We start from the raw sequence: 21,076 nt of genomic DNA on the forward strand, positions 1-21,076 counted from the left end.
GACCAGCTCCTCGAAGCTGTAGGCCCTGTCTCCGAACCGCTTTCCGAAGGTCCGGGCCAGACGGGCCGTCCCGCCCGACCAGTGGACGGTCTCATGTGCCCGGGTCGAGGCGTAGTGGTCCATTGTCTTGAACGACCGTTGATGCGGCATCTGGATAAAGTCGAAGGTGGGGTGAAAGAATGCCCGGTCTCCGCCATGGCGCACGTCCGCAGGGATCGCGTGGAAGAAGTCATCGATCTCAGCCTGGCGGGCAGAAGGACCGATCGGTGCCGGATCTTCGTCAGCGGGATAGAAATAGGCCGGCAGACCGTCGATCTGATCGGCGTTGAAGACGATGTAATGGCGCAGGAAGCGGATGCTCCGCTCGGTCTCGGCGCCAGTGATGGGGTCAGCTTCGGTCTTCTTGAAGCTGGAATAGTAGACCGAGAGGGAGCCTTGCTCGCCTCGACGGACGTTTCCGCCCAAGGTTTCCGCCTGGCGATATGTCATCCAGTAGCGCGAGCGGTATCCCTGCGCGTCCGCAATCGCCCAGAGATAGAGGACATTGATGCCGGTGTAGGGCGTGCCGCAATGACGGAGCGGGCGGTCGCCGGCGCCGCTCACCCGCCACGGGCGGCTCCAAGGTGCAACGCCCTCTTCGAGCTTGCGGATGATCAGGTTGGTGATTTCGGCCGCGACATCGCGGCTCGGCTTCTGCTTCGTGGGCATGTCGGTCGATCCCATGGCTGGAAAGGGAGACCGCCGATGCTGGGGAGCACCGGCGGTCTGTCACTCGGTGGCGAAATGGCCGGCGGCGAAGCCGGGCGGCCTGCCGGGTCGGCGCCGTGATCGCGGATCAGGCGGCCACGGATTCCCCGAGCTCTTCGTCGGCGATGGGCGCCACCTCGTCACTGGCCACCTCGTCCTCGTCCTCGGCCTCGGGAGCCTCGTCAGCTCGTTCTCCGGTCGGATCGACGGGAGTTTCCGACGTCCGATCGAGGAACATCATCGCATTGGGCACCCAGGCAAGAGCGGCTTCCTTGACCTCGGGCTCGACGATCACCTCACCGGCGAACAGCTTCTGACAGCTCTCCGAGATCTCGGTCTTCTTGAGAGAGGCGTGACGAACGGTCAGCGCTGGACCGCCGATCTCCGTGAGCAGGCTGAGGATGCTGCCCTTGTTGACCCGGTCGAAGAAGTTCTCCGAGGTCGGCCGCCACCAGCTCGCGACGTCAATCTCGAGGATCGAAGCGAGGCGGTTGTGCAGCGCGATCTGCTCGTTCGAGTAACCTGGTTTTGCCTCGAGCGAGAGCGCGACGATGTAGGCGAGCCAATTAGCCTTGCTGTCATCGTCGAGCGCCCGGAATGCCTCGAACCGGTCGACCTCGCACTCGGGCTCCGTCCAGGCCGCGTCCAGCCCGTCCCGAGCCTCGGCGAGATAGTCGCGGGCGCGGGACGCCGGCAGGTCGCCCGAGACCGGATCCTGAGGGCTGCTCGCGCGGATGGTGGTCCCATATTTGACCGAGCTGAGATAGCGCGACGCCGAGTTCGTTCGCGCGTCGACCATGACGAACAGCGCATAGTCGAGCGCGAGCGCCGGTTGGGCGAGGATACAGGACGCGAGGATGTCGCGGCGCTGGACCGAGAGCTCGTCGTAGAGCCGGGCGCTGAGCGGCTTGCCACCGGGCGCGACAGCCTCGGGTCGGTATTTCGGCTCGGAGCTGCTGTTGCCCCGCTCGCGGGCGCCCTCGCCCCCACCGTCCCCCTGATCGTCGCCGTCCTCGCCGTCAGGTTCGTCGATCACCAGCTCCTGCTCGCTGTAATACTGGGTATCCAACCGCATTTCGCCCTGCGGCGTGAGGAGCAGGAAGGCGCCGACATGGCCCTTCATGGCTTCGGGAAGGACCGGAGGACGGTTTTCGATCGTCTCGGCCTCGACGATGAGGCGATCATCTTCCTGATCCAACAGCTTGAACGCCTCGTCGGAGAGGTCGCCCTCCTCCATCTCGGCTTCGAGCATGGTGCGCCGCTCCTCGATCTCGGCCAGGCGCGCGGCCTGCTCCTCCGTAAGGGGAGGCTGCTGCAAGATCGCTCGGTACAGCCCATGTGCGGCGTTGTGGGCATAGTTGCTGGCGATGGGCCGGATCCAGGCGAGACCGGTCTCCTCGCCGATACGCTTCGCTTCGGCTTCCATGATCTCGCCGGCGAGACGATGCGCGATCTCCGGATCAATCCAGCGGTCGTTGCCGTCGGTGAACAGATCGCCATCGATCTTGCCGCCGGCTTCCCGATAGCGCGCCTCGCCGACCAGGACTGCGATCGGATCGCTGGCCTTCATCGTCTCGTTCGCGATGACGCGGCGGATCGTGTCGGCCGTGACATAGTTCGTCTGATACCCATTCCAGACGAGGAGCTGCTTCTCCTGGTTCTCCGTCGAAGCATAGGCCTTGGCGATGTCGAGGGTGATCTCGCCGCGGCTGAGCGCTTCAAAGATCGGCTCGGCGAGCGACGCCAGACGCAAGCGACCCTCGACGAACCGACGCGTGACGCCGAAGCGCTTGGCGACGGCATCGAGATCACCGGTCGCCCCGATGAAATGTTGGAACGCACGGCATTCCTCGGCAGGCGTCATCTTGAGCTGGTGGAAGTTGGTCGCGGTCGACTTCTCGGAGAGCTCCGCGTCGTTGCCCGTCAGCACCATGACGGGGACGTCAAAGTCGGCGTCCGAAATCGTGCCGCGATCGGCAAGGAGGCGCAGAGCCCGCCACCGGCGGCCGCCGTCGAACACCTCGAACATGCCGCGCGGCTTTTTGGCCGGCGTGATGAGAAGGTTCTGCAGAACGCCCTCGGCTTCGATGCTCGCCGCCATCGGTTCGATCTGAAGCTGCTCGTCCGGCGCGGTGCGGACGTTGACGGGCGAAAGACGCAGTTTGTTGAGCTTGATAGTCCGGATCACTGGGGTCACTCCTTCTAGCGTCCGGCAAATCCCGGACACCATCCCAGCTCCCCCTTCCCTCTCTCTCTCAGGCATGCCTGAGGACGATGATGCTCACGCCCCGCGTGGGGCGGCTCGAACCGTCAAACCAGGGGACCGGACTAGCCGGCCCCGGCAATAAGCCGCTCGACGATGTCGGCCGCGCTCGGGACGGGCAGGAATACCCGCGTGCGATACTGGATCACCTCGGTGAAACAGCCGAGCGACTTGAGCCAAGCAAGCTGACTGGGCGGCGCGCCGACCAGTTCGATGCGCGACGACCCATTCACGAGCGCACGCTTGATGGTCATCGGGAACGGGCGCGTGAGATCGACGCTTCGACCAGACATTGCCGATTTGACGATATTGGGTGCCGGCAGGGTCTCGGCCTGACCGATGCCGAGTTTCGTGAAGAGCTGAACGACGTGCTCGTCGAAGACGAGGCGGCCAAGCCAGGAATTACCAGCCTTGTCGGCGATCCTGTTGACCACGAGATGATCGCTCGGAAGCGCGGACCAGATCGGAAGGAGAAGACCGGTAGCAAGGCGGATGGTTTCGGTGTCGACCTTGTTCGCGGCCTCCTCAGCTTCTTCGAGCCACTTCGCACAGAAGGCCTCGCGGTCGATCGGCGCCCAGGCGCTCTCATAGAGGTCGTCCTCGCGCATATATTCCCGGCGGGTCGGACGCGTGAGCTCGATGCGCGGAATGGGCGTGCCCTCCTTCTCTTCCATGAGCGCGCGGGCCCGCGTTTGAAGTGCCACCTTTCCGGATTTGGCGTTGACCATGAACTCTGCCGTGCCGTCGCAGTCTCCGATCCTGAGTATCCGCTCCAGTGAAACGGGCGTCCGGCGCCGGGCGATCTCGATCGTAAGGAGATGGGAAGTCGCGCCGCTCACCGGATCGGTCCGCAGCAAGGTGTCGTCGGTCAGGGTTGCCGTGTCGACGAGGATGGTCTCGACGCCGACATCCAGGCGACCGGCCTCGCGCGCGGCGGAGACACGGGTCTCGACGAGCGAGAGGAACTCGTCGAAGATCTTGTTCTGCAAAGCGATCGGCAGCGCGAGTATCCGGTTGAGCCACCGCTGGATGGGCGGGAGATCGTCCTTCATGACGCCATCCATGTCGCAGAGCTCAAGGCCGGTGCGACGCTCGAACTCGGCGTGGGAGATGCTAGTCAGCTTTCCACCGACAAGCAGATGGAACCAGCTCACCAAGGCCGCGCAGGCATATTCGCTTTCAAGGTTGTCGGCGGGGTCGAAGAGGTTCTGACCGCCGGTCTGGCGCTGCCCGCGCGTCAATGCGCCCAAGCTGTCGAGGCGGCGGGCGATCGTGCTTGTGAATCGCAGCTCACCCTTGCAGTCGGTGGTCACCGGCCTGAACAGCGGTGTGCTCGCCTGGTGGGTGCGATGGGTACGCCCCAGGCCCTGGATCGCGCGATCGGCACGCCACCCCGGCTCGAGCAGCAGATGAACACGCTGCTCCTGATTGGGGACATCGCGCGAGGCGTGATATGAGCGCCCCGTCCCACCGGCATCCGAAAAGACGAGGATCCGCTTGCGGCCCTGCATGAACGCGGCAGCCTCGGCCTGGCTGGTCCTGGCTGAGCGGTTTTCGAGCTTCTGCCGCCCGTCAGCGGTCGAAACGAGGCGCTTGGTTCGTCCAGTCACCTCGGCGACGTCGTCGGGTCCGAACTGCTCGAGGATGCCATCGAGCGCGGAGGTAATCGGCGGCAAAGCGCAGAGATGTTCGATAAGGCGAGCCCGCGCGGCCTCGGCCTCGGGATTGTAGACAGGATTGCCCGCGTCATCCTCCATCGGAAGCGAGCGCTGCGCGCCGGTATCGTCCGTGAAGACCCGCATCTGCCGTGTCGGAAAGGCGCGTTCGAGATAGTCGATCACATATTCGCGGGGAGACAGATCGATCTCCAGTTCGGCTCGTTCATCTGGACTGAGCGCACCCAGGCGCCGGTCGAGGATGGATTCGGCGGTGGTGACGAGTTGCATCACGACCGACTGGTTCGCCTTGAGGTGCTCCCGGACGGCGGCGATCACGGTTGGCAGCTTCATCGAGAGGAGCACTTGGCCGAAGAAGCGCTGCTTGGTGGATTCGAAGCGCGAGCGGGCGGAGGCTTTGGCCCCGCTATTGAGTGTCGCATTTTCGAGTCCGTCGACCACGCCCGTCAGTTCGAGCGCCCGCTCCATGTTCTGATGGATGATCGACCAGGCGTCGGCGTAGGTGTCGTAGATCTCGATCTGGGCGGGGGTCAGCTCGTGCCGCAGGATCTCATACTCGACGCCAGCGAAGCTGAGGGCCCGGGCCACATAGAGACCCGTCGCCTTGAGGTCGCGCGCGACAAGCTCCATCGCTGCGATACCGCCCTTGCTGATCCCGCTGATGAATTGCTCGCGATCGGGAAAGGCCGTGCCCGGTCCCCAAAGCCCGAGCCGCACGGCATAAGCGAGATTGTTGACGACTGACGCGCCGGTGGCCGAGGCATAGAGAATCCGTGCCGCCGGTAGATGGTTCTGTAGCAGCACCCCGCAGATGCCCTGCTGGGATCCGTCCTTGGCGCCAAGAGCCCCCTCCCCGCCTGCGACGCCGCCCATCTCATGAGCTTCGTCGAAAGCGATGACACCCTCGAAGTCAGCACCGGCCCAATCGATGATCTGCTTCAACCGCGTCGAATCGCCCCGCATGGAGCGCAGAGTCGGATAGCTTACGAACAACACACCCTGATCGAGGGCGATCGGCTCATCGATTTTCCAGTTGGAAAGTGGCTGAATGTCACCGCTGAGACCGCCCAACGCCGTCCAATCGCGGCGCGCATCTTCGAGGAGAGGGGCGTTCTTGGAGATCCAGATATTGCGGCGACGGCCCTGCAGCCAGTTGTCGAGTATGCAGGCCGCAATCTGGCGTCCCTTGCCGGCGCCGGTGCCGTCGCCAAGAAAGAAGCCTTTGCGATAGGTATGACCGTCCTCGGCGAGGATCAGGCCGACGCCCTCTTTGTCGGGTTTGAAGTTTCCGGGGATCCATTGAGCCCAGGCGTGACCGGCATAGACAACGGTCTCGAGCTGCGAGGCCGATAGGAGACGTTCGCTGACGGTCCGTTCGGGGAGAGATGGCACGTAGTCCGGGATCGGTGCCGGGATCGACCCCATCGCAACGGATTCGACGAGGGCTGTCGGATGCTCGCCAGCCTTGGCGAAGCTAATGCGGCTCGGGCGGTAGGGCAGATAGACGCCGGTCTGCTCGAGCAGCGGAGCAGCAACCTCGAGCTTCGAATATTCGACCGGCAGGACGTTGTTGCGTGTCGGGGCGTGATAGGCACGAGGCGCTGGTCGGCTGCTCTTGACCGCGCGGAAGAGGGACACCCCCGTCGATCGCTTCGGAGCGGGCACCACCACATTGGGCCGTGCGGACGATCGTTCGGGAATGACGAGGACATCGATGAGATCGGCGATCGACCCGCGCTGGATGACCGCGGGCGGCGATTTGCCCGGGACCTTGTCGATGACGAAGATGCGAACCGCGATCGAGGTCCCGTGCTTCTGGTAGCATTTTTCCAGGCGGATGGCGGTTCGGACGGTCACGTCGCGCAAAACGGTTTCGTACTGGTCGCGCATCCGGGCGCCCGGGCCAAACCAGTCGGGCATGATTGCAACCAGTCGGCCACCCGGGACCAGGCGACGCAGTGCCGCCTGCAGATGGCGAACAGCGGCATAGTCGTCAGCTCCGCGGCCGATGGACCGTGAGAATGGCGGATTCATCAGGATCAGCGTGGGCCGATCAAGCGAAGCGAGTGTCGAGTTGATCGTCGCGCCATCGTGCGCGGTGACGATCGCCGCAGGGAAAGCCGCGTGAAGCCGCCCCCGACGGAGCGAGTCCAGTTCGTTGAGATGGAGCGCCTTGTGGGTCGGGAGCTGCGCGACCAGGAGCCCGTTACCGGCACTCGGTTCGAGGATGACATCCTCCGGCTGCACGTCAGCTAGCAAGGTGAGGATGGCCGCGATATCGATGGGGGTCGAGAATTGCTGCCATTCGATCTGATCTTCGCTGCGGACGGTCTGGGTCGGCAGGCGCTCGGAGAGGGCGATCAGGGGACGGACATCCGCCATCCCGGAGAGAATTGACCCGCTTGCCTGCAGATGGATGGAAAGCGCGTGCTCGAGGAGTTCAAAGCTACCGTGCTGGGTCCAGTGACCATCGGCATCGGACCCACCGAAAGCCGCCGACATCGCCTGGTTTAGTACGCGGCGGTGGACGGGAGCGCCGGACTGGAGATGAGGAAGGAGGAGGCGGACAGCCTCGCGATCAGCCTGGGCGGCCGCGTCGAAGAGATTGGACATTTTTGGGGGCTCCTGCGTGGCTGCACCTTCGGCAGCGACACATTCCCGGCCCCCCTCCCCTTTTTCGGCGCTCGGCGCCTAGATGCGGCGAAGCCGCTCGTGAGCATCAAGTGCCTGGGCCCAATCCTTGTAGATGGAGGGCGGCGGCACACGTTCGATCGAGAGACCTGGCCGGATGTAGCACTGTTGAGCGTTGGCCGCGGCTCGCCGTCCCTCCAGATCGTTGTCTTCGGCAATCAGGAGCGTGGTGACGCCGGGAGGAATGATCAGTTGGTCGAGGCGGCGGGCCCCGAGCGATGCCCAGCACGGGATGTCGTGCATTCGGGTGAAGGCGTCCGCCGTTTCGAAGCCCTCGGCGATGGCCAGGACCGAACTCCCTGCCCTACCCCGCCATGCGCCGCTGCCCGGGACGCCAAGCATGACCTTGCGCACATAGTCGGCGGACGCGGGGTCGAGGAAGATCCGCTGAATGGCGACGAGCTGGCTGATTTCGCGCACCGCGACGAGCAGAGCCGGTTGATAGACCGTTCTCGGCTTCGGCATATAGGGGCATTGCGGGTGATAGCGGACGTCGGGCGGCGCTGGGAGCAGATTGCGTCGATCCAGATAGCGCTCAGCAAGCGTTCCGGTAATCTCGATAGCCTGGTCCCAGATGTGCGCGCCGGTTGAGGGTCGGTGGTACTGGCCTTCATCGGGAATCGGATAGTGATGGCCTGATCGTACACGCCTGAGTTCGCGGAGCACATCTTCACGGGCGCAGCCTGCGAAGCAGGTCACGAGGATTCCGCGATCTCCCTGTCTGATCGAGAGGCTTGGGTCGCTGTCGTTATGCGCGGGGCATTTGCACATCGCAACATAGCCGGACCATTTGCCGCCGAGGGTTCCGACAATGTCGACGAGTTCCTGGGTCGGGCGCTTTGCTGTGAGGGGCATGGTTCATCCTCCTTGCTCGCCCACGGCAGCCCCCCTCATCTCTTCCATCTGGAGCCATGGGGTCGTCTTGGCCTATCCTGAGGCGCTCGTGGAGGTGGAGCGAGTCGGGCGAGGCATTCGCCGACTCACTTCTTTCAAATCACATTTTGAAAAACGCCCGGCGCGCCAGCGGCGGGGTGATTCTCAGATTCTAATGATTCATAGATTCAGGGAGGGCAACTGATTGTATTTGTTCAGAGATTTGACGTCATTCCTGACCTGATGGGGGCATATAACTGTCTTCTTGGGGGCTTTATCCTGCCTGCGCGGGGGACTTATCCTGACCCCTTGGGGTCTAGCCTGTCCTTTTGGGGGAGGGCTCCCCAGGCACGGTAATGTGGGCGTTTTCTAGCTGTTTGACCTGTCCAATTGGGGCGGGCCCTTCGGATTGTGCGACTCAGCAGAATTGCTGGAATTTTGGCCGAGTCACACGGCGATTCTATCCTGACCTCCTGGGGGCGGTTTCCGCCAATTAGCCTGTCCTGACTTGACGAGAGAGGTCAGGACAGGCAACTTTCCCGCAGATTGGGGTGACTCGCATGGGAGAACCAGCGGAAAACGAGCAAGACGTTGGCGGCGATGAAGTCTCGACCGCCCGGTCTATGCGCGTGGCCGCTGCCCTCGCCCGCAAAGGCGGCGACGAGTTTGTCAAACCCGGTAGGCTCGTCGAGGTTCGATTCGTCAAGGGCCAGTCTCTCAGTCTCACCTCCTCACGCCTGCTGGCACTGATGATCCTGACCGCGGGCGGCGATGCGTGGCAAGACATAACCCACCGGATGCGAAAGGCGGATATCCGCCGCGGCCACAAGGGCAACGAACGCATTGGCGATATGCTTGAGGAGCTTCATCGCACGCTGTTCGCCGAGGACGACAAGTCCTGGCGCGGGAAGCGAACAACCAAGCGTTTCAACCTAATCCAGGCTTCCTGGGAGGAAGTCGAGGAGGTCGGAGACGGCGGTAAGGAGACGGGCTGGATCGAGTGGCAGTTCACGCCGGATGCTCGCCGCCTGATCCAGGAGTCCGAAACCTATGCCGTGATGAACCGTCAGGCCGTCCTGGGTTTCCGGTCTGCTTATGCGCTCAAGCTCTACGAGGAGGGTGCGCTTCGTCTGCATCGGCGTCAGCCGGTGTGGAAGGTCGATATGGTCGGCCTGCGTGCGGCGCTTGGGATTGATCCGGATAAATACGGCGACTTCGCCCAGTTACGGCGAAAGGTCCTGACCGTTGCCAAGGCAGAAATCGATCAGCTCGCCCATTACACGGTTGAGTGGCAGGAGATCCGACGCGGCCGCGCGGTAACCGAGATCGAGTTCCGTTTTGCGCCGAAGGACGCGCCTGCGCAGATCGCGACGGTCGATGAACTTGGTCGGCACTCAACCGGGCGGAAGGCGCGCCGGGAGGATGCGGTCGAGGAAGTCGTTGCCATTGAGAGCGCCCTCCCTCGCAGCGACGCAGTCGATAGTGCGGCGGTGGCTGACGTCCTCAAGCGCGTGACGGCGTCTCTTGCCACCCCGGAAAGTTCCTCTGGGGTGAACGCTGAGCCATGGGCGCGTTTCCCGCGGGGGAAGCTGCACTTTGGCGTGACCGAGGATGCGGCGCGTGGGATCGGGTTGCGCCACGGTGGTGGATGGGACGTCGATCTGATCGCAGACGCATACCGTGAGCATATGGGGGATCGTCTCAATACGCTCTCAGGGTCTAAACTCGAGAAGTCCTGGAAGGGATTCTGCGAAGCCTTCCTTACGCGCCGGGGACGGCCGGGCTAGAAAATTGCACGCGTGCAATTTTCCGCAGCCCCCACCGAGTCAGGATAGGACCGCAGAAGCGCAGAAAGCACGCCGCGAGCGGATGCGCACTTTCGCAATTTGTGATGTTCTTGACCGAAAAGCGCAAGTTGAAGTACCACCTGCTTGATTGCGAAAGGTGGGCATGTGTCTAACGGACTCGATATTGAGGAAGCCGAACGTCTCGTCTCGGTTGCGACGCTTGCCGCGCGAACGTCGTCGGTGCTGGAAAAGCTGAGGGATTCTGCGCGTAGCGCACGAGCTGATGACCGCCGCGAGCCGACTTTCACGATCAGCAAGGCTGCGGAATTGGTGAACCGCACACCGGCTGCGATTCGCGACGCGGAGAAGGATGGCCGCCTGCCAGAGCCCTCGCGAGGCGATAATAACCGACGTGAACGCTATACGCTGGCGCAGCTCAATGACATGCGGGGTGTCTTCGGAACACGGCCATATCGGGCACCGGGAGACCCGCCCTGCGTCATTGCGGTTCAGAACTTTAAGGGCGGCGTGGGGAAATCGACCGTTGCTGTCCATCTCGCCCAGTATCTCGCCATCAGAGGCTATCGGGTGGCGCTCGTCGACTGTGACAGCCAGGCCTCCGCGACGACGTTGTTCGGCTATGTGCCTGACCTCGACTTGACCGAGGACGACACGCTCTATCCGTTCCTCCGGGAGGATGAACGGACCTCACTCGATTACGCGCTCCGCAAGACTCACTTTGACGGTCTGGAGCTGATCCCGGCCAATCTGCGGCTGTTCAATTCGGAGTATGAGCTGGCCGCGCGGATGGCGAGGGGAGGGTTCGATGCGCTGTTGAACCGCCTCAAGGTCGGTATCGACAGCATTGCCGATCGCTTCGATGTCATCGTGATGGACCCGCCGCCCGCGCTCGGGGCGATTTCCCTGTCGGTGCTTCGTGCCGCGAACGCGCTGGTGGTGCCGGTCCCGCCGACGGTCATGGACTTCTCCTCGACTGCCGCCTTCCTTTCGATGCTCGACGAGACGATCGAACAGCTTGCAGAGCGAGGTATGGCGCCGCAGCTACAGTTCCTCCGATTTGTGGCCTCGAAGGTCGACGAAAACAAGTCGATGCAGAAGGAGCTGTTGCAGTTGATGCGGACCTTGTTCGGCCACGCGATGGTCCGCACGCCGCTCAAGGATTCGGCCGAGATTGACAATGCGACCGCACGGCTCATGACTGTTTATGAGCTCGATGGACCGGCCACCAGTTCGGCGGTTCGCAACCGATGCTTGGGTTATCTCGACGGCGTAAACAGTGAAATCGAGGTCGATATTCGGTCGATGTGGCCGAGCCACCAACCGGCTCTGCGAAAGGCTGCGCTGGCATGAAAATACCGAATTGCACGCGTGCAAGATCGGAAGAACGAAGAAAATTGCACGCGTGCAATTTCGGTGAAGGGAGGCTCGCATGAGCAGGAAAAACAGTGGCTTTGCGGCCGATCTGGCGGCAGGGATCGATCTGTCGGATGAACCTGCGCCGCAGCGCCGAACCGGGATCGCATCGAACGTCCTGACCGGCCGATCGAACCGGCTGTCTGACCTCGCGTCGGGAGCCATCGTTACCCGGACCCATGAGCTGGTGGACCCGGCTCGCTGCCGCATGTGGGCCGGCCACAACCGCGATTACGCTTTGCTCACCGAAGAGCGCTGCGCCGATCTCATTGAGAGTATGAAGGCCCAAGGGCGCCAGGAGATGCCCGCAATCGTCCGGCGCGTGTCGGGCGACGCTGACTTTGATTTTGAGGTGATCTGCGGTGCGAGGCGGCATTGGACGATAAGCTGGCTGCGCTCGCACAATTATCCTGATTTCAAGTTCCTCGTCGACGTCAGGGAGATCGGCGATGAGGAGGCATTCCGGCTTGCCGACATTGAGAACAGAGCCCGCGATGATCTGACCGATCTCGAGCGGGCAAGGGACTACCTCCGGGCGCTGGATCTCTATTATGACGGGCGACAGCGGACGATGGCCGAACGCCTGAATGTGAGCGAGAGCTGGCTCACGCGGTATCTCGATCTCGCGCGTCTGCCGGCCGAGCTGACGCGGGCCTTTGCCAATCCCCAAGAGCTGGGCGTCCGCAATGCCATAGCGCTCAAGGCGCTGTTGAAGCCGGATGACCGCAAGGCGAGGGCCTTCGCGGAAGCGGCGCGGATTGCGGAAGCGCGGGACGCTGGCGCAGAGGCTCAATCGATCCTGGAAGTCATCAAGACGCTAAGCCTCGCGGTCGATGCCCCCAAGAAGACAGGATCCCCCAAGAAGACAGGAAAAGCCGAGACGGTATCGAGTGCCGGCGGAAAGCCCGTGCTCAGGATCGAGGGCGCTGATCGCAAGGGGATCCGCTTGACGCTGCTCAACAAGGGTGGGGCGACACGCCAAGATGCGGAGCAGGCGATCCGGGCGCTCCTGGACCAGCATTGGCCTCAGTGATCCTATGCGGCCGCCAATTTGGCCTGGGCAGCAAGCTTCGCCGCGCCTTGCGGCGATATGTCGAGCAACCGGGCGATCGCGGGCACCCGCAGTCCAGGGTAGGCCAATTCTAGGCGAATGAGCGTTGGCAACTTGCTCCGGCGAGTAACGCCAAGGTCCGAGGACAGGGCGGCGACCGCGCGTTCGAGCTTGTCGAGTTCAGCGAGACCCGACCAGGCGGTACGACCGAGCGCAGTCTCGATCTCCCCGGCGAGTTCGGCGGCGCTCCCGGTCAGGAACTTCGGAAGCCACACCAAGGAGGGGATCTGCTGTATCGTCACGCCCGCCGCAGCCAAGGCCTTGGGCAGCATGCAGGCGAGCAGCCACACGATCCCGAAGCTTCTCGGATCGACGTTGAGGAGGCGTCCATCGATGGTCGTGACGCGGCGGCCCTCCGTCGGATTGATCTCCAGCTCTCTATGGATCGCCTGGAGGCGCTCTGCGACTGCTAGAAGGGTAGGGGAGGGGTACGGGGCGCCGAGCCTTGCCCGGGCCTCCCTGAAGGCCCGGCCGAAGCGCACAAGGTCATCGCGGCCCCACATCTCGGCTTGCGTGCGATCGTCGAGCAACGTGCGCAGTGTATTGAGCGAAGCGCGGGCAAGGGAGTCGGGGCCATCCTCCCCCAGGAGCAGGAAGTGCATGATTGCGGCGACCGACAGCGGATCGTTGAGGCCCTCGCTGTGGCGAGGCGGCGGGGTGCGTCCGCAAATCCAGTCAAGGATGGAGTCCGGGTCGACCGGAACGCCGGCGATACCGGCGACAGTCGCTGCGGCTTTCACGCGAGCGCGGGCAAGCCAGATATCTCGCGCCGGGCTTCCAAAGAGACGGCCATCAAGTCGACCGATCGACAAGAGGGGAGGGGCCGGGCGAGGCATTGTAGGAGCCTATCTCCTATCTCAACCAAAGTCACCCTTTGGTTGTTGTCTCTTAGACTGACGCAAGATGAACCTGTGATAATTGCAGTTATCACATAAGCGGATTTGACGCTTCTCTATACGTGCGCTACATCGCCATCGATGGAGGCGAGTGGAACAGACAAGGTGGAAAGCCCAGAAAACGGCGACTCTGCCGTTCCGACCGGGGCGCTCGTCGCCGCGCCGGCCGTGCCAATGCCTGAGATCGCCTGGACCGTAACGCAGATGCGCGCCGGCGAGCGAATCGTCATCAACCCAGAGCTGATCGCGGCATATCAGGCTGCAAGTTCGCCGCATTCGGTCCGTGCGCTCAAATCCGACCTCGAGGCGTTCGATCTGTGGTGCCGCCGGACGAACCGGGTCGCGCTGCCGGCGACGCCCAAAATCGTCGCCGACTATCTCGACGCGCGGGCGGGGCAGGGGGCCAAGCCCGCTTCACTCGGCCGCTACAAGGCATCGATCGCCAAGATCCACCAGCTGCTCGACCTCAAGGATCCGACCCAGGCCGAGTTGATCAAGCTGCGTCTCCGCGCCATCCGCCGCGAGAAGGGGACTTCGCAGCGCCAGGCGCGGCCGCTGCGGTTCAAGGGGCCAGTCAAGGACGTCGAGAGGGACAAACCCCGTGGGATCAACGTCAGGGCGCTCCTGGAGGCTTGTGCGGACGATTTGCCGGGGCTCCGCGATCGCGCCCTCCTGTCGGTTGCCTACGATAGCGGCCTGCGGGCGTCCGAGCTGGTGGCCGTGTGCGTGGAGCATATCATTGAGGCACTCGACCCTGAGGCGCGGCTGCTTGCCATCCCGCGCAGCAAGGGCGACCAGGAAGGGGAGGGGGCAACCGCATTCCTGTCGCCGCGGTCGGTGCGCGCGATCGCAGCCTGGACCGATGCCGCAAGTATCAGGAGCGGACCGCTTTTCCGACGCGTGCAGGTGCGGCGCTACACGGCGCGCGCGGCGGTGCAGGGCAGGCCGATCGACAGCATCTCCGCGCGCGAGATCTGGGATTTACGCAAGACGCTCTCGAGGCCGGCGGTGCCGGCGCGGGTGGAGTATGATCTTGGGTCGGCAGCGCTGCACCCCGGGTCTATCGGACCGATCTTTCGGGCGATCGTCCAGCGAGCGTTCGACCGCGGCGCCCTGGACGATCTTACCAGCGACGACCTCGCTCGGTTGCTCAAGGGGATCAGTGCTCACTCGACGCGAGTTGGGCTCAACCAGGACCTGTTCGCGAGCGGCGAAGATCTTGCCGGCATCATGGACGCTCTTCGCTGGAAGAGCCCGCGCATGCCGCTCGCCTACAATCGCAACCTAGCGGCAGAACAGGGTGCGGCGGGCCGCCTGATGGCGAAGATTAGCTAGTCAAATCGCGAACGATTTGGGTGAGCAAAGCCAACTGGATACACACCTGCGGGAATAGCTTTCGGAAGCAGCACATATATCCCCGGTGAATATCGTGCGTGGACGTGCTGGCAATCAGCGGGGGACAGCCGGGGAGCGGGGGCAATACGATGGAATGGAATGGAATTGGTTCTGGATCGGAACAGTTCCGCCAACCTCAAGCCACGTAATCCAGCGGCTGTCCGGCTCATATGCACGAACAACGCAGTGTGGGGAACGGAGCCCTCTACGGCGTCAGTGCGGGTGAACGCGCCCCGGTAGCCGAAATTGCCCGGTGCAATTTGGTGCACCGCAGATCGCGGCGGGAGTTTGCGATTGGTTCGCAATAGAGAAAATGCTACCCGATCCGCTCCTAATTCACTGGCAGAAAGAGGTTGCCGTAGCGGGTGTCAAAAATGGAGAGTCTTGATGTCTTCCTTGCGGCGAAGGCGGACCTGCTTCGTTATGCGACGAGGATTACGGGCGATCCTAACGAGGCCGAGGACGTGGTGCAGGATGCGTGGCTGCGGTTCCGCGCGGTCGCCACCACGAGCGTGCTTGAGGAGCCCAGCGGTTACCTGTTTCGGATCGTCCATAATCTTGCTTTGGACCGACACCGACACCAGACACGACAAAACCGGGTTTTCGTGGGCGGCGCCGATCGCGCGACGACGCAAGTGCCGAGCAATGAGCCCTCGCAGCATTCGCGCGCCGAGGCTAGGGACGAGCTTGCCATGTTGCATAAGGCCGTGGCGCAGCTACCGAAACGCACCCGCCGGGCTTTCGAAATGCATCGCTTTGATGGAATGAAACTGGTGGAGATCGCGGAAGAGTTGGGAATATCGAAAAGCTTGGCGCAGGAACTTGTTATGGATGGGGTAGAGTGTTGCAAGCGGGCGCTACGGCAGCGCCAATGAGCCGCCTCTGCAGAATTTCCCGGAATTATGTGCGTGCCGTTCGTTGAATGGGTAACAGCCTTAGAGGGCCATGCCACCGGCGCGTTCATCAATATGGAAACAGAATGAGTGGGAGATCGGAGGAGCGGACGCCGGGCGAAATAAGCCGCCGGGCTACTGCTTGGATGTTGCAGCTTGACGATGAGCCGGATGACGAGGCGTTGCGCGCGGAATTCGAGAATTGGCTCACGTCTCATCCAGCGCATCTCGCGGCCTGGGAGGAAACCGAGCACGTTTCTGACTTGATTTCCGCCGCCGGGCCGTTGTCTCAGAACAGGCCACCACCGGGATCGGCGCACCCAATTTCGTTCTCCAAGTTCATGTCCGCCAGGGCGTTTGTCTCGCTTGCGGTGGCGGCGTGCCTTGCTTGGATCGTTGTACCCAGTATTGCACTTCAGCTTCGAGCGGATGAGGTCTCGCGAGCTGGGGAACCGCGCATTGTTAGCCTCGATGATGGCAGCACCGTCCATCTCGCGCCGGCGACGGCGATAGCCTTCACCACTGGCGCGAAGGGGAGGTATCTGGAACTTCTGCAAGGCGAAGCATGGTTCGACGTGGCACATGATGAGGCGCGGCCATTCCGGGTCATGGCGGGTGATAGCATCGTGACCGTTCTCGGCACCGCCTTTTCCGTTCGGAAGACGGACACCGGAACCGACGTCGCCGTTCAGCGCGGTCGCGTCGCGGTGGCAACGAATGATGCTGCCCCGCCTGCCCGTGTAGAGTTGGTTGCTGGCCAGTCACTCTCATTGAGCAAGGGGGCGTCAACGCTCGCTGAGATACGCCCCGAAAACGTCGCGAGCTGGCGTGAGGGGGTTGCTATCGTCAGCGATCAATCAATCGGCGAAGTGATCGAACGCCTCCGCCCCTGGTATAAGGGCTTTATTGTCGCGAGGGGACCGGGCCTGATGCGTCGCCGTGTCAGTGGGATTTATGATCTGCGCGACCCCGATCTGGCACTCGAGGCGATTGCGCGAGCGCATAGGGTGAAGGTTTCCCGGGTCTCGCCGTGGCTGCGCATCGTGACCGTTGGCTAGAACCGCGAGCTTTTTTCCTGTCATCGACATTTTTTTCCGGAATTCCTGAACGCTCGAACGTCTAAGATATGCGACTGCTTCGCATTAGCGATGCAGATTGAGCATTAAACTTAGGTCGAGAGGTACGGGCGAAGTGCGTTCGGGGGGTATTTTCAAAAGTCATGGTGGCCGCCGGCTTCTGGCGAGTGCGCTGCTCGCTTCGGCATCGTTCAGCGGGCTGCTCGTTCCGGGAGCTGTGCACGCGCAGGTAGTGGAGGCCGAGGCGCGGCGATTCAACATCTCGGCGCAGTCGATGGCCAGCGCGCTGGCGGATTTTGGTCGGCAGTCGGGGCTTCAGGTGAGCATGGACGCCGATCAGGTCCGCGGCCTTTCTACGCAGGGCGTCCACGGCACAATGACGCCTTCGCAGGCGCTCGATCGCTTGCTTGCCTCCAGCGGCCTTGAAGCGCGTATCGAAGGAAGGATCGTGTCCTTGCGCCAAGTGCAGCCTGCGCGAGGTGATCAGCTCCGGCCGGATACGGTCGTCCTGGATTCCCTTCGGGTCGAAGGCGATGAAACCGCCCGGGCGAACGAGACCGGCATAGAGCGCGACGCTCGCCGGAAAAATGAAGTCTACGATCAGGATGTTTCCACCACCTTTGCAAGCCGGGAGGAAGTCGAGCGCTACAGGGGCACCAACACCGCCGATGTGCTCAAGGGCATGGTCAATGTGTTCAGCGGCGATGCGCGCAACGGCGGGGCGCTCGATCCCAGCATTCGCGGCATCCAGGGGCCGGGCCGTGTTCCGGTCATCATCGACGGCACCGAACAGGCGCTAACCGTCTGGAAGGGCTATAATGGCGCTGGCAATCGCAGCTATATCGATCCGAGCCTGATTTCAGGCATACAGGTCCTCAAGGGACCGGTTTCAACGCGCGGGGTCAATGGCTCGACCGGCGGCGCCGTGATCGTCAACACGCTTGACGCCGCTGACATCCTCCAGCCCGGTCAGACCTTCGGCATCGAAGCGAAGTTGGAAGGCGGCAACAATTCGACCAAGCCGCGCTGGCCGACGCTGCTGACGGGGCAGGACCATCGCGCTGTGCCCGGCTTTCCAACGAGCTGGTTGGCTAGCTTCCCCTATGGCGATCCTTCGCTGCGGGTGAATTTACGCACCAAGGACGACAACGAGGCCTTTTCTTTCGGTGATCGCGCGATCCGGATCGCGGCAGCGGGGCGCGTCGGCGATTTCGAGCTGTTCGGTGCTTATGCCTTTCGTGAGCGCGGCAACTATTTTGCCGGCAAGCATGGGGCCGATTATTACCAGCAGGCCCAACTGGAGCTCAACGCGGCCAACTACGTGCGCGTGCTCGGCCTCCATTACAAGCCGGGCAACGAGGTGCCGAACACGTCGAGCGCGATGGACTCCATCATGCTCAAGGGCACCTGGCACATCGCCGACGACCAGGCGCTGCAAATCGGCTTTCGCGATACCCGCTCGAGATTCGGTGAGATCATGCCCTCTCGCATCATGACGATGGGCAAGGGCTATACCTTCGGCAATATCCAGTGGCCCGAGAGCAAGGTCCACGCCCAAGCATATAATGCCGAGTATAAATGGCAGCCGGACAGCCGCTTCATAGACTTCAAGGCCACGGCCTGGCTGACCAACACGGTGAGCGACACCTATAGCGCCGGCGGCTTTCCCAATGTTGCCTCGCCTTCAGCGCCTATCATCGTCAACAGCGCAATCGCGAATTCCCAGAATCATCGCTTCGGCTTCAGTGCGAGCAACCAGTTCAACCTGTCTTCAACGCTGAGCTTCCTGCTCGAAGGCAACTGGCAGCATGAGAAGCTCAGTTCGGACGACGATTATGCGGTCACACGAACGTTCCCCGGCGTGCGTGCCTATCCCCGCGCTGGCCGCCGTGAGGAGTATCGCATCAATCTAAGCGGGGAATGGAAACCGTTCAGCTTCCTGAAGTTCAATGCTGGCCTGGCCTATACCGGCTATTGGGCAAAGGATGATTTCCTGCCGAAGTTGATCGCAGCCAGCGGCGGGTCAGTGCCTGTTTATACCGCCAGAAGCAGTATGACCGACTACCAGACGCTGGAAACCTCGGTCGAGGCCTATGCGGCGTCTCGCCGGGAATATTGGGCCGACGACAAGAATAACTGGGGCGCGACGCCAGCCGAACAGGAAGCTGTCATAGCCCGGGAAGTGGCCGAGTTTGCCGCCAATCCTTACACCTTCACCTGGACCCACGCTGGCCCTGACTGGGTACCGGATGCGAACGGCAAATACCGGCGTGCCGACAACATTTGCATAAACGGGTTTCTCGATAAGGTACCTAACTATATTCAAGGGACCTGCAATGCAGGCGGCAGAAACATCGTCGTCGATGTCACCGAAGCAAAACGTAAATCCGGACATGGGTGGGTTCCCAGCGCATCGGCGACGCTCTCTTTTAGCGACAGCAGCCGGGCATATGTCCGTTACGCCGAAGCCCTGCGCTGGCCGAGCCTGTTTGAAAGCACGATTGGCTTCTCCGCTTCGATCGATCCGCTGCGCGATTTGAAGCCGGAGCGCATGAAGTCATGGGAAGCCGCTTTCATCCAGGATTTGCGGCCGCTTTTCGGGTTGCGCGGCGACGGCCAGCATGCCGATGTCAAGCTGACCTGGTATCACAACACCACGCACAACGTGATCGAGCGCAACAGCAGTTTGTTCTTCAGCAATCTCGATCAGCAGACCATCGCTGGGTTTGAGCTTCAGGCGCGCTTCGACAATGGCCGCTTCTTCACCGACCTCAGCGCCGGTCATATGACCAAGAATCAGGTGTGCGATGAAAGCACGGCCGTCGGAATAGATGCCGCCCGGGGTTATCGTGTGCCCGATTGCGTCAAATATGGCTTCGTCAGCAGCTTCCTGCTGACTCAGGCCACGCCGGAGACGAGCGTCAACTGGAACGTCGGCGGCCGCTTTTTCGACCGGCGTCTCGAGGTGGGCGGGCGACTGATCTGGTACAGCGCCTATGACAATCCAGACCCGATCGGGGAATGGACCACCGGCGAGACCTGCGTCGGCGGCTGCTCTCTCAACATCCCCTACACCTGGGGCGAGATCATTACGTTCGATGCCTATGCGCGCTTCCGGATCAACGAGCGGTTCAGCGCCGAGCTGGCCGGCACGAACCTCAATGACCGCTATTATATGGACCCGCTTTCACGCTCGATGATGCCCGCTCCGGGACGGACGGTGCGCTTCAGCCTGACAGGAAGGTTCTGACAGAGGTTCAGGGCCGCCACCGCATCCATCATTTTGAGCAAAGCGGGATGACGGCGACGACCCTGGATGAAGGCACCTGAACGTCAGGTGTTTCGATCGCAGGAGAAGTAGTATGAAATTCGCACATCTCAAAGCCGTCGTTGGGGCCATGGCGCTCTCCATTGCCATGGCAGGCACCGCACAGGCCCAGATAACGTCGGGTACGAGCGACAACACCAGGGTCCGGATCGGCACGAGCACTGTGGTCGGGGGGCCGCACTCCGCCGGCAAGGTCGGCATTTGGGTGCCCAATCTGCCGACTATGCCGGTTCGATGGTTTGTCGACTTCGAAGGCTTGCAGGCTGTTTCCCCGCCGGTGGGTGCCGGTCCCGGCGTGACAACCGTCAATAATCCTTCGGGGACAATCTCCGATCACTCGAAATATGGCCGTTTCGACTTCTCAAAGGTCGATGGCCACAATGTCTATTATGGCGAGTGGAGCCAAACCGGTTCGGCCTCCGCCGGCGACCACACCGTCTATTTTGGCGGCACCGGCGCCACGGCCGCCGGCAGCATCCCGACCAGCGGTACGGCCAGCTATAATGTCTACGGACTGAGCAACTACGCCGGTAACGGCCAACTATCCGGGACGTTCAATGCCAATTTCGGCACAAAGACGCTGACCGGCTCGATCTCGTCGGCGACTTACGCCCTGAATATCGGCACCGCTACCATTGCCGCCGGCGGTTTCACAGGGTCCGGGGCCACCGCCTCCAATCCGGCCACGAGCACGACGCTGGCGACGGGCGGCAGTGTGAGCGGCAAGTTCTTCGGCTCTGCCGCGCAGGCGCTCGCCGGGATCGCGACGTTCAGCAATCGCCAGTACAACGCCGCTTTCGGCGGTAAGCAGTAATCGCGCATTCGAACAGGATCAGGGCCGGATTTTCCGGCCCTGATCCTTCTTAGGTGAATGCCCCGCGGAAGCCGAAACCACGCATGCCGACT

At 62.5% G+C, this 21,076-nt stretch carries 13 protein-coding genes; 8 read left to right on the forward strand and 5 right to left on the reverse strand.

The window, feature by feature from the left end; genetic code table 11:
- The 4 genes from STE01S_RS15915 to STE01S_RS15930 all read right to left on the reverse strand — a co-directional run.
- Nucleotides 1-708 (reverse strand): ArdC family protein (locus STE01S_RS15915; protein ID WP_062769628.1); only part of this gene is annotated, 708 nt, incomplete at its 3' end.
- Nucleotides 709-835: 127 nt separating this feature from the next.
- Complete coding sequence (locus tag STE01S_RS15920; protein ID WP_120694209.1) at nt 836-2,935, reverse strand: ParB/RepB/Spo0J family partition protein; 2,100 nt, start codon at nt 2,933-2,935, stop codon at nt 836-838.
- A 140-nt stretch (nt 2,936-3,075) separates the two neighbouring features.
- The gene (locus STE01S_RS15925; RefSeq protein ID WP_062769524.1) at nt 3,076-7,299 is read right to left on the reverse strand and encodes a strawberry notch family protein; all 4,224 of its coding nucleotides are present in this window, start codon (nt 7,297-7,299) and stop codon (nt 3,076-3,078) included.
- Between the two features lie 78 nt (nt 7,300-7,377).
- Entirely contained in the window at nt 7,378-8,232 is an 855-nt protein-coding gene (locus STE01S_RS15930) for a DUF7146 domain-containing protein (protein WP_062769527.1), read from the reverse strand.
- Between the two features lie 578 nt (nt 8,233-8,810).
- On the opposite strand from STE01S_RS15930, the gene STE01S_RS15935 reads away from it, so the two are divergent.
- From STE01S_RS15935 to STE01S_RS15945, 3 genes are all read left to right on the forward strand, one after another.
- Entirely contained in the window at nt 8,811-10,037 is a 1,227-nt protein-coding gene (locus STE01S_RS15935; RefSeq protein WP_174531847.1) for a replication initiation protein, read from the forward strand.
- A 165-nt stretch (nt 10,038-10,202) separates the two neighbouring features.
- Nucleotides 10,203-11,408, forward strand: coding sequence for an AAA family ATPase (locus STE01S_RS15940; protein WP_062769530.1), 1,206 nt, complete (start codon nt 10,203-10,205; stop codon nt 11,406-11,408).
- Between the two features lie 79 nt (nt 11,409-11,487).
- The gene (locus tag STE01S_RS15945; RefSeq protein ID WP_062769533.1) at nt 11,488-12,504 is read left to right on the forward strand and encodes a ParB/RepB/Spo0J family partition protein; all 1,017 of its coding nucleotides are present in this window, start codon (nt 11,488-11,490) and stop codon (nt 12,502-12,504) included.
- Nucleotides 12,505-12,506: 2 nt separating this feature from the next.
- Here STE01S_RS15945 and STE01S_RS15950 read toward each other — a convergent pair whose 3' ends face one another.
- A complete protein-coding gene (locus STE01S_RS15950; RefSeq protein WP_255265980.1) occupies nt 12,507-13,322 on the reverse strand; it encodes a hypothetical protein in 816 nt (271 codons plus the stop codon).
- Between the two features lie 330 nt (nt 13,323-13,652).
- Here STE01S_RS15950 and STE01S_RS15955 point away from each other — a divergent pair, with 330 nt between their 5' ends.
- The 5 genes from STE01S_RS15955 (at nt 13,653) to STE01S_RS15975 (ending at nt 20,984) form a co-directional block, all read left to right on the forward strand.
- On the forward strand, nt 13,653-14,813 hold the full coding sequence (locus tag STE01S_RS15955) for a site-specific integrase (protein WP_255265992.1): 1,161 nt from the start codon (nt 13,653-13,655) through the stop codon (nt 14,811-14,813).
- 434 nt (nt 14,814-15,247) lie between these two features.
- A complete protein-coding gene (locus tag STE01S_RS15960; protein WP_255265981.1) occupies nt 15,248-15,748 on the forward strand; it encodes a sigma-70 family RNA polymerase sigma factor in 501 nt (166 codons plus the stop codon).
- Nucleotides 15,749-15,852: 104 nt separating this feature from the next.
- The gene (locus STE01S_RS15965; protein WP_255265982.1) at nt 15,853-16,824 is read left to right on the forward strand and encodes a FecR family protein; all 972 of its coding nucleotides are present in this window, start codon (nt 15,853-15,855) and stop codon (nt 16,822-16,824) included.
- Nucleotides 16,825-16,957: 133 nt separating this feature from the next.
- Nucleotides 16,958-20,092 (forward strand): TonB-dependent receptor, encoded by a 3,135-nt coding sequence (locus tag STE01S_RS15970; RefSeq protein ID WP_255265983.1) that lies wholly within the window; start codon nt 16,958-16,960, stop codon nt 20,090-20,092.
- A gap of 112 nt (nt 20,093-20,204) precedes the next feature.
- Nucleotides 20,205-20,984, forward strand: coding sequence for a Slam-dependent surface lipoprotein (locus tag STE01S_RS15975; protein WP_255265984.1), 780 nt, complete (start codon nt 20,205-20,207; stop codon nt 20,982-20,984).
- The last annotated feature ends 92 nt before the right edge of the window (nt 20,985-21,076 follow it).

The organism is Sphingopyxis terrae subsp. terrae NBRC 15098, assembly GCF_001598815.1.
Classification (GTDB): domain Bacteria; phylum Pseudomonadota; class Alphaproteobacteria; order Sphingomonadales; family Sphingomonadaceae; genus Sphingopyxis; species Sphingopyxis terrae.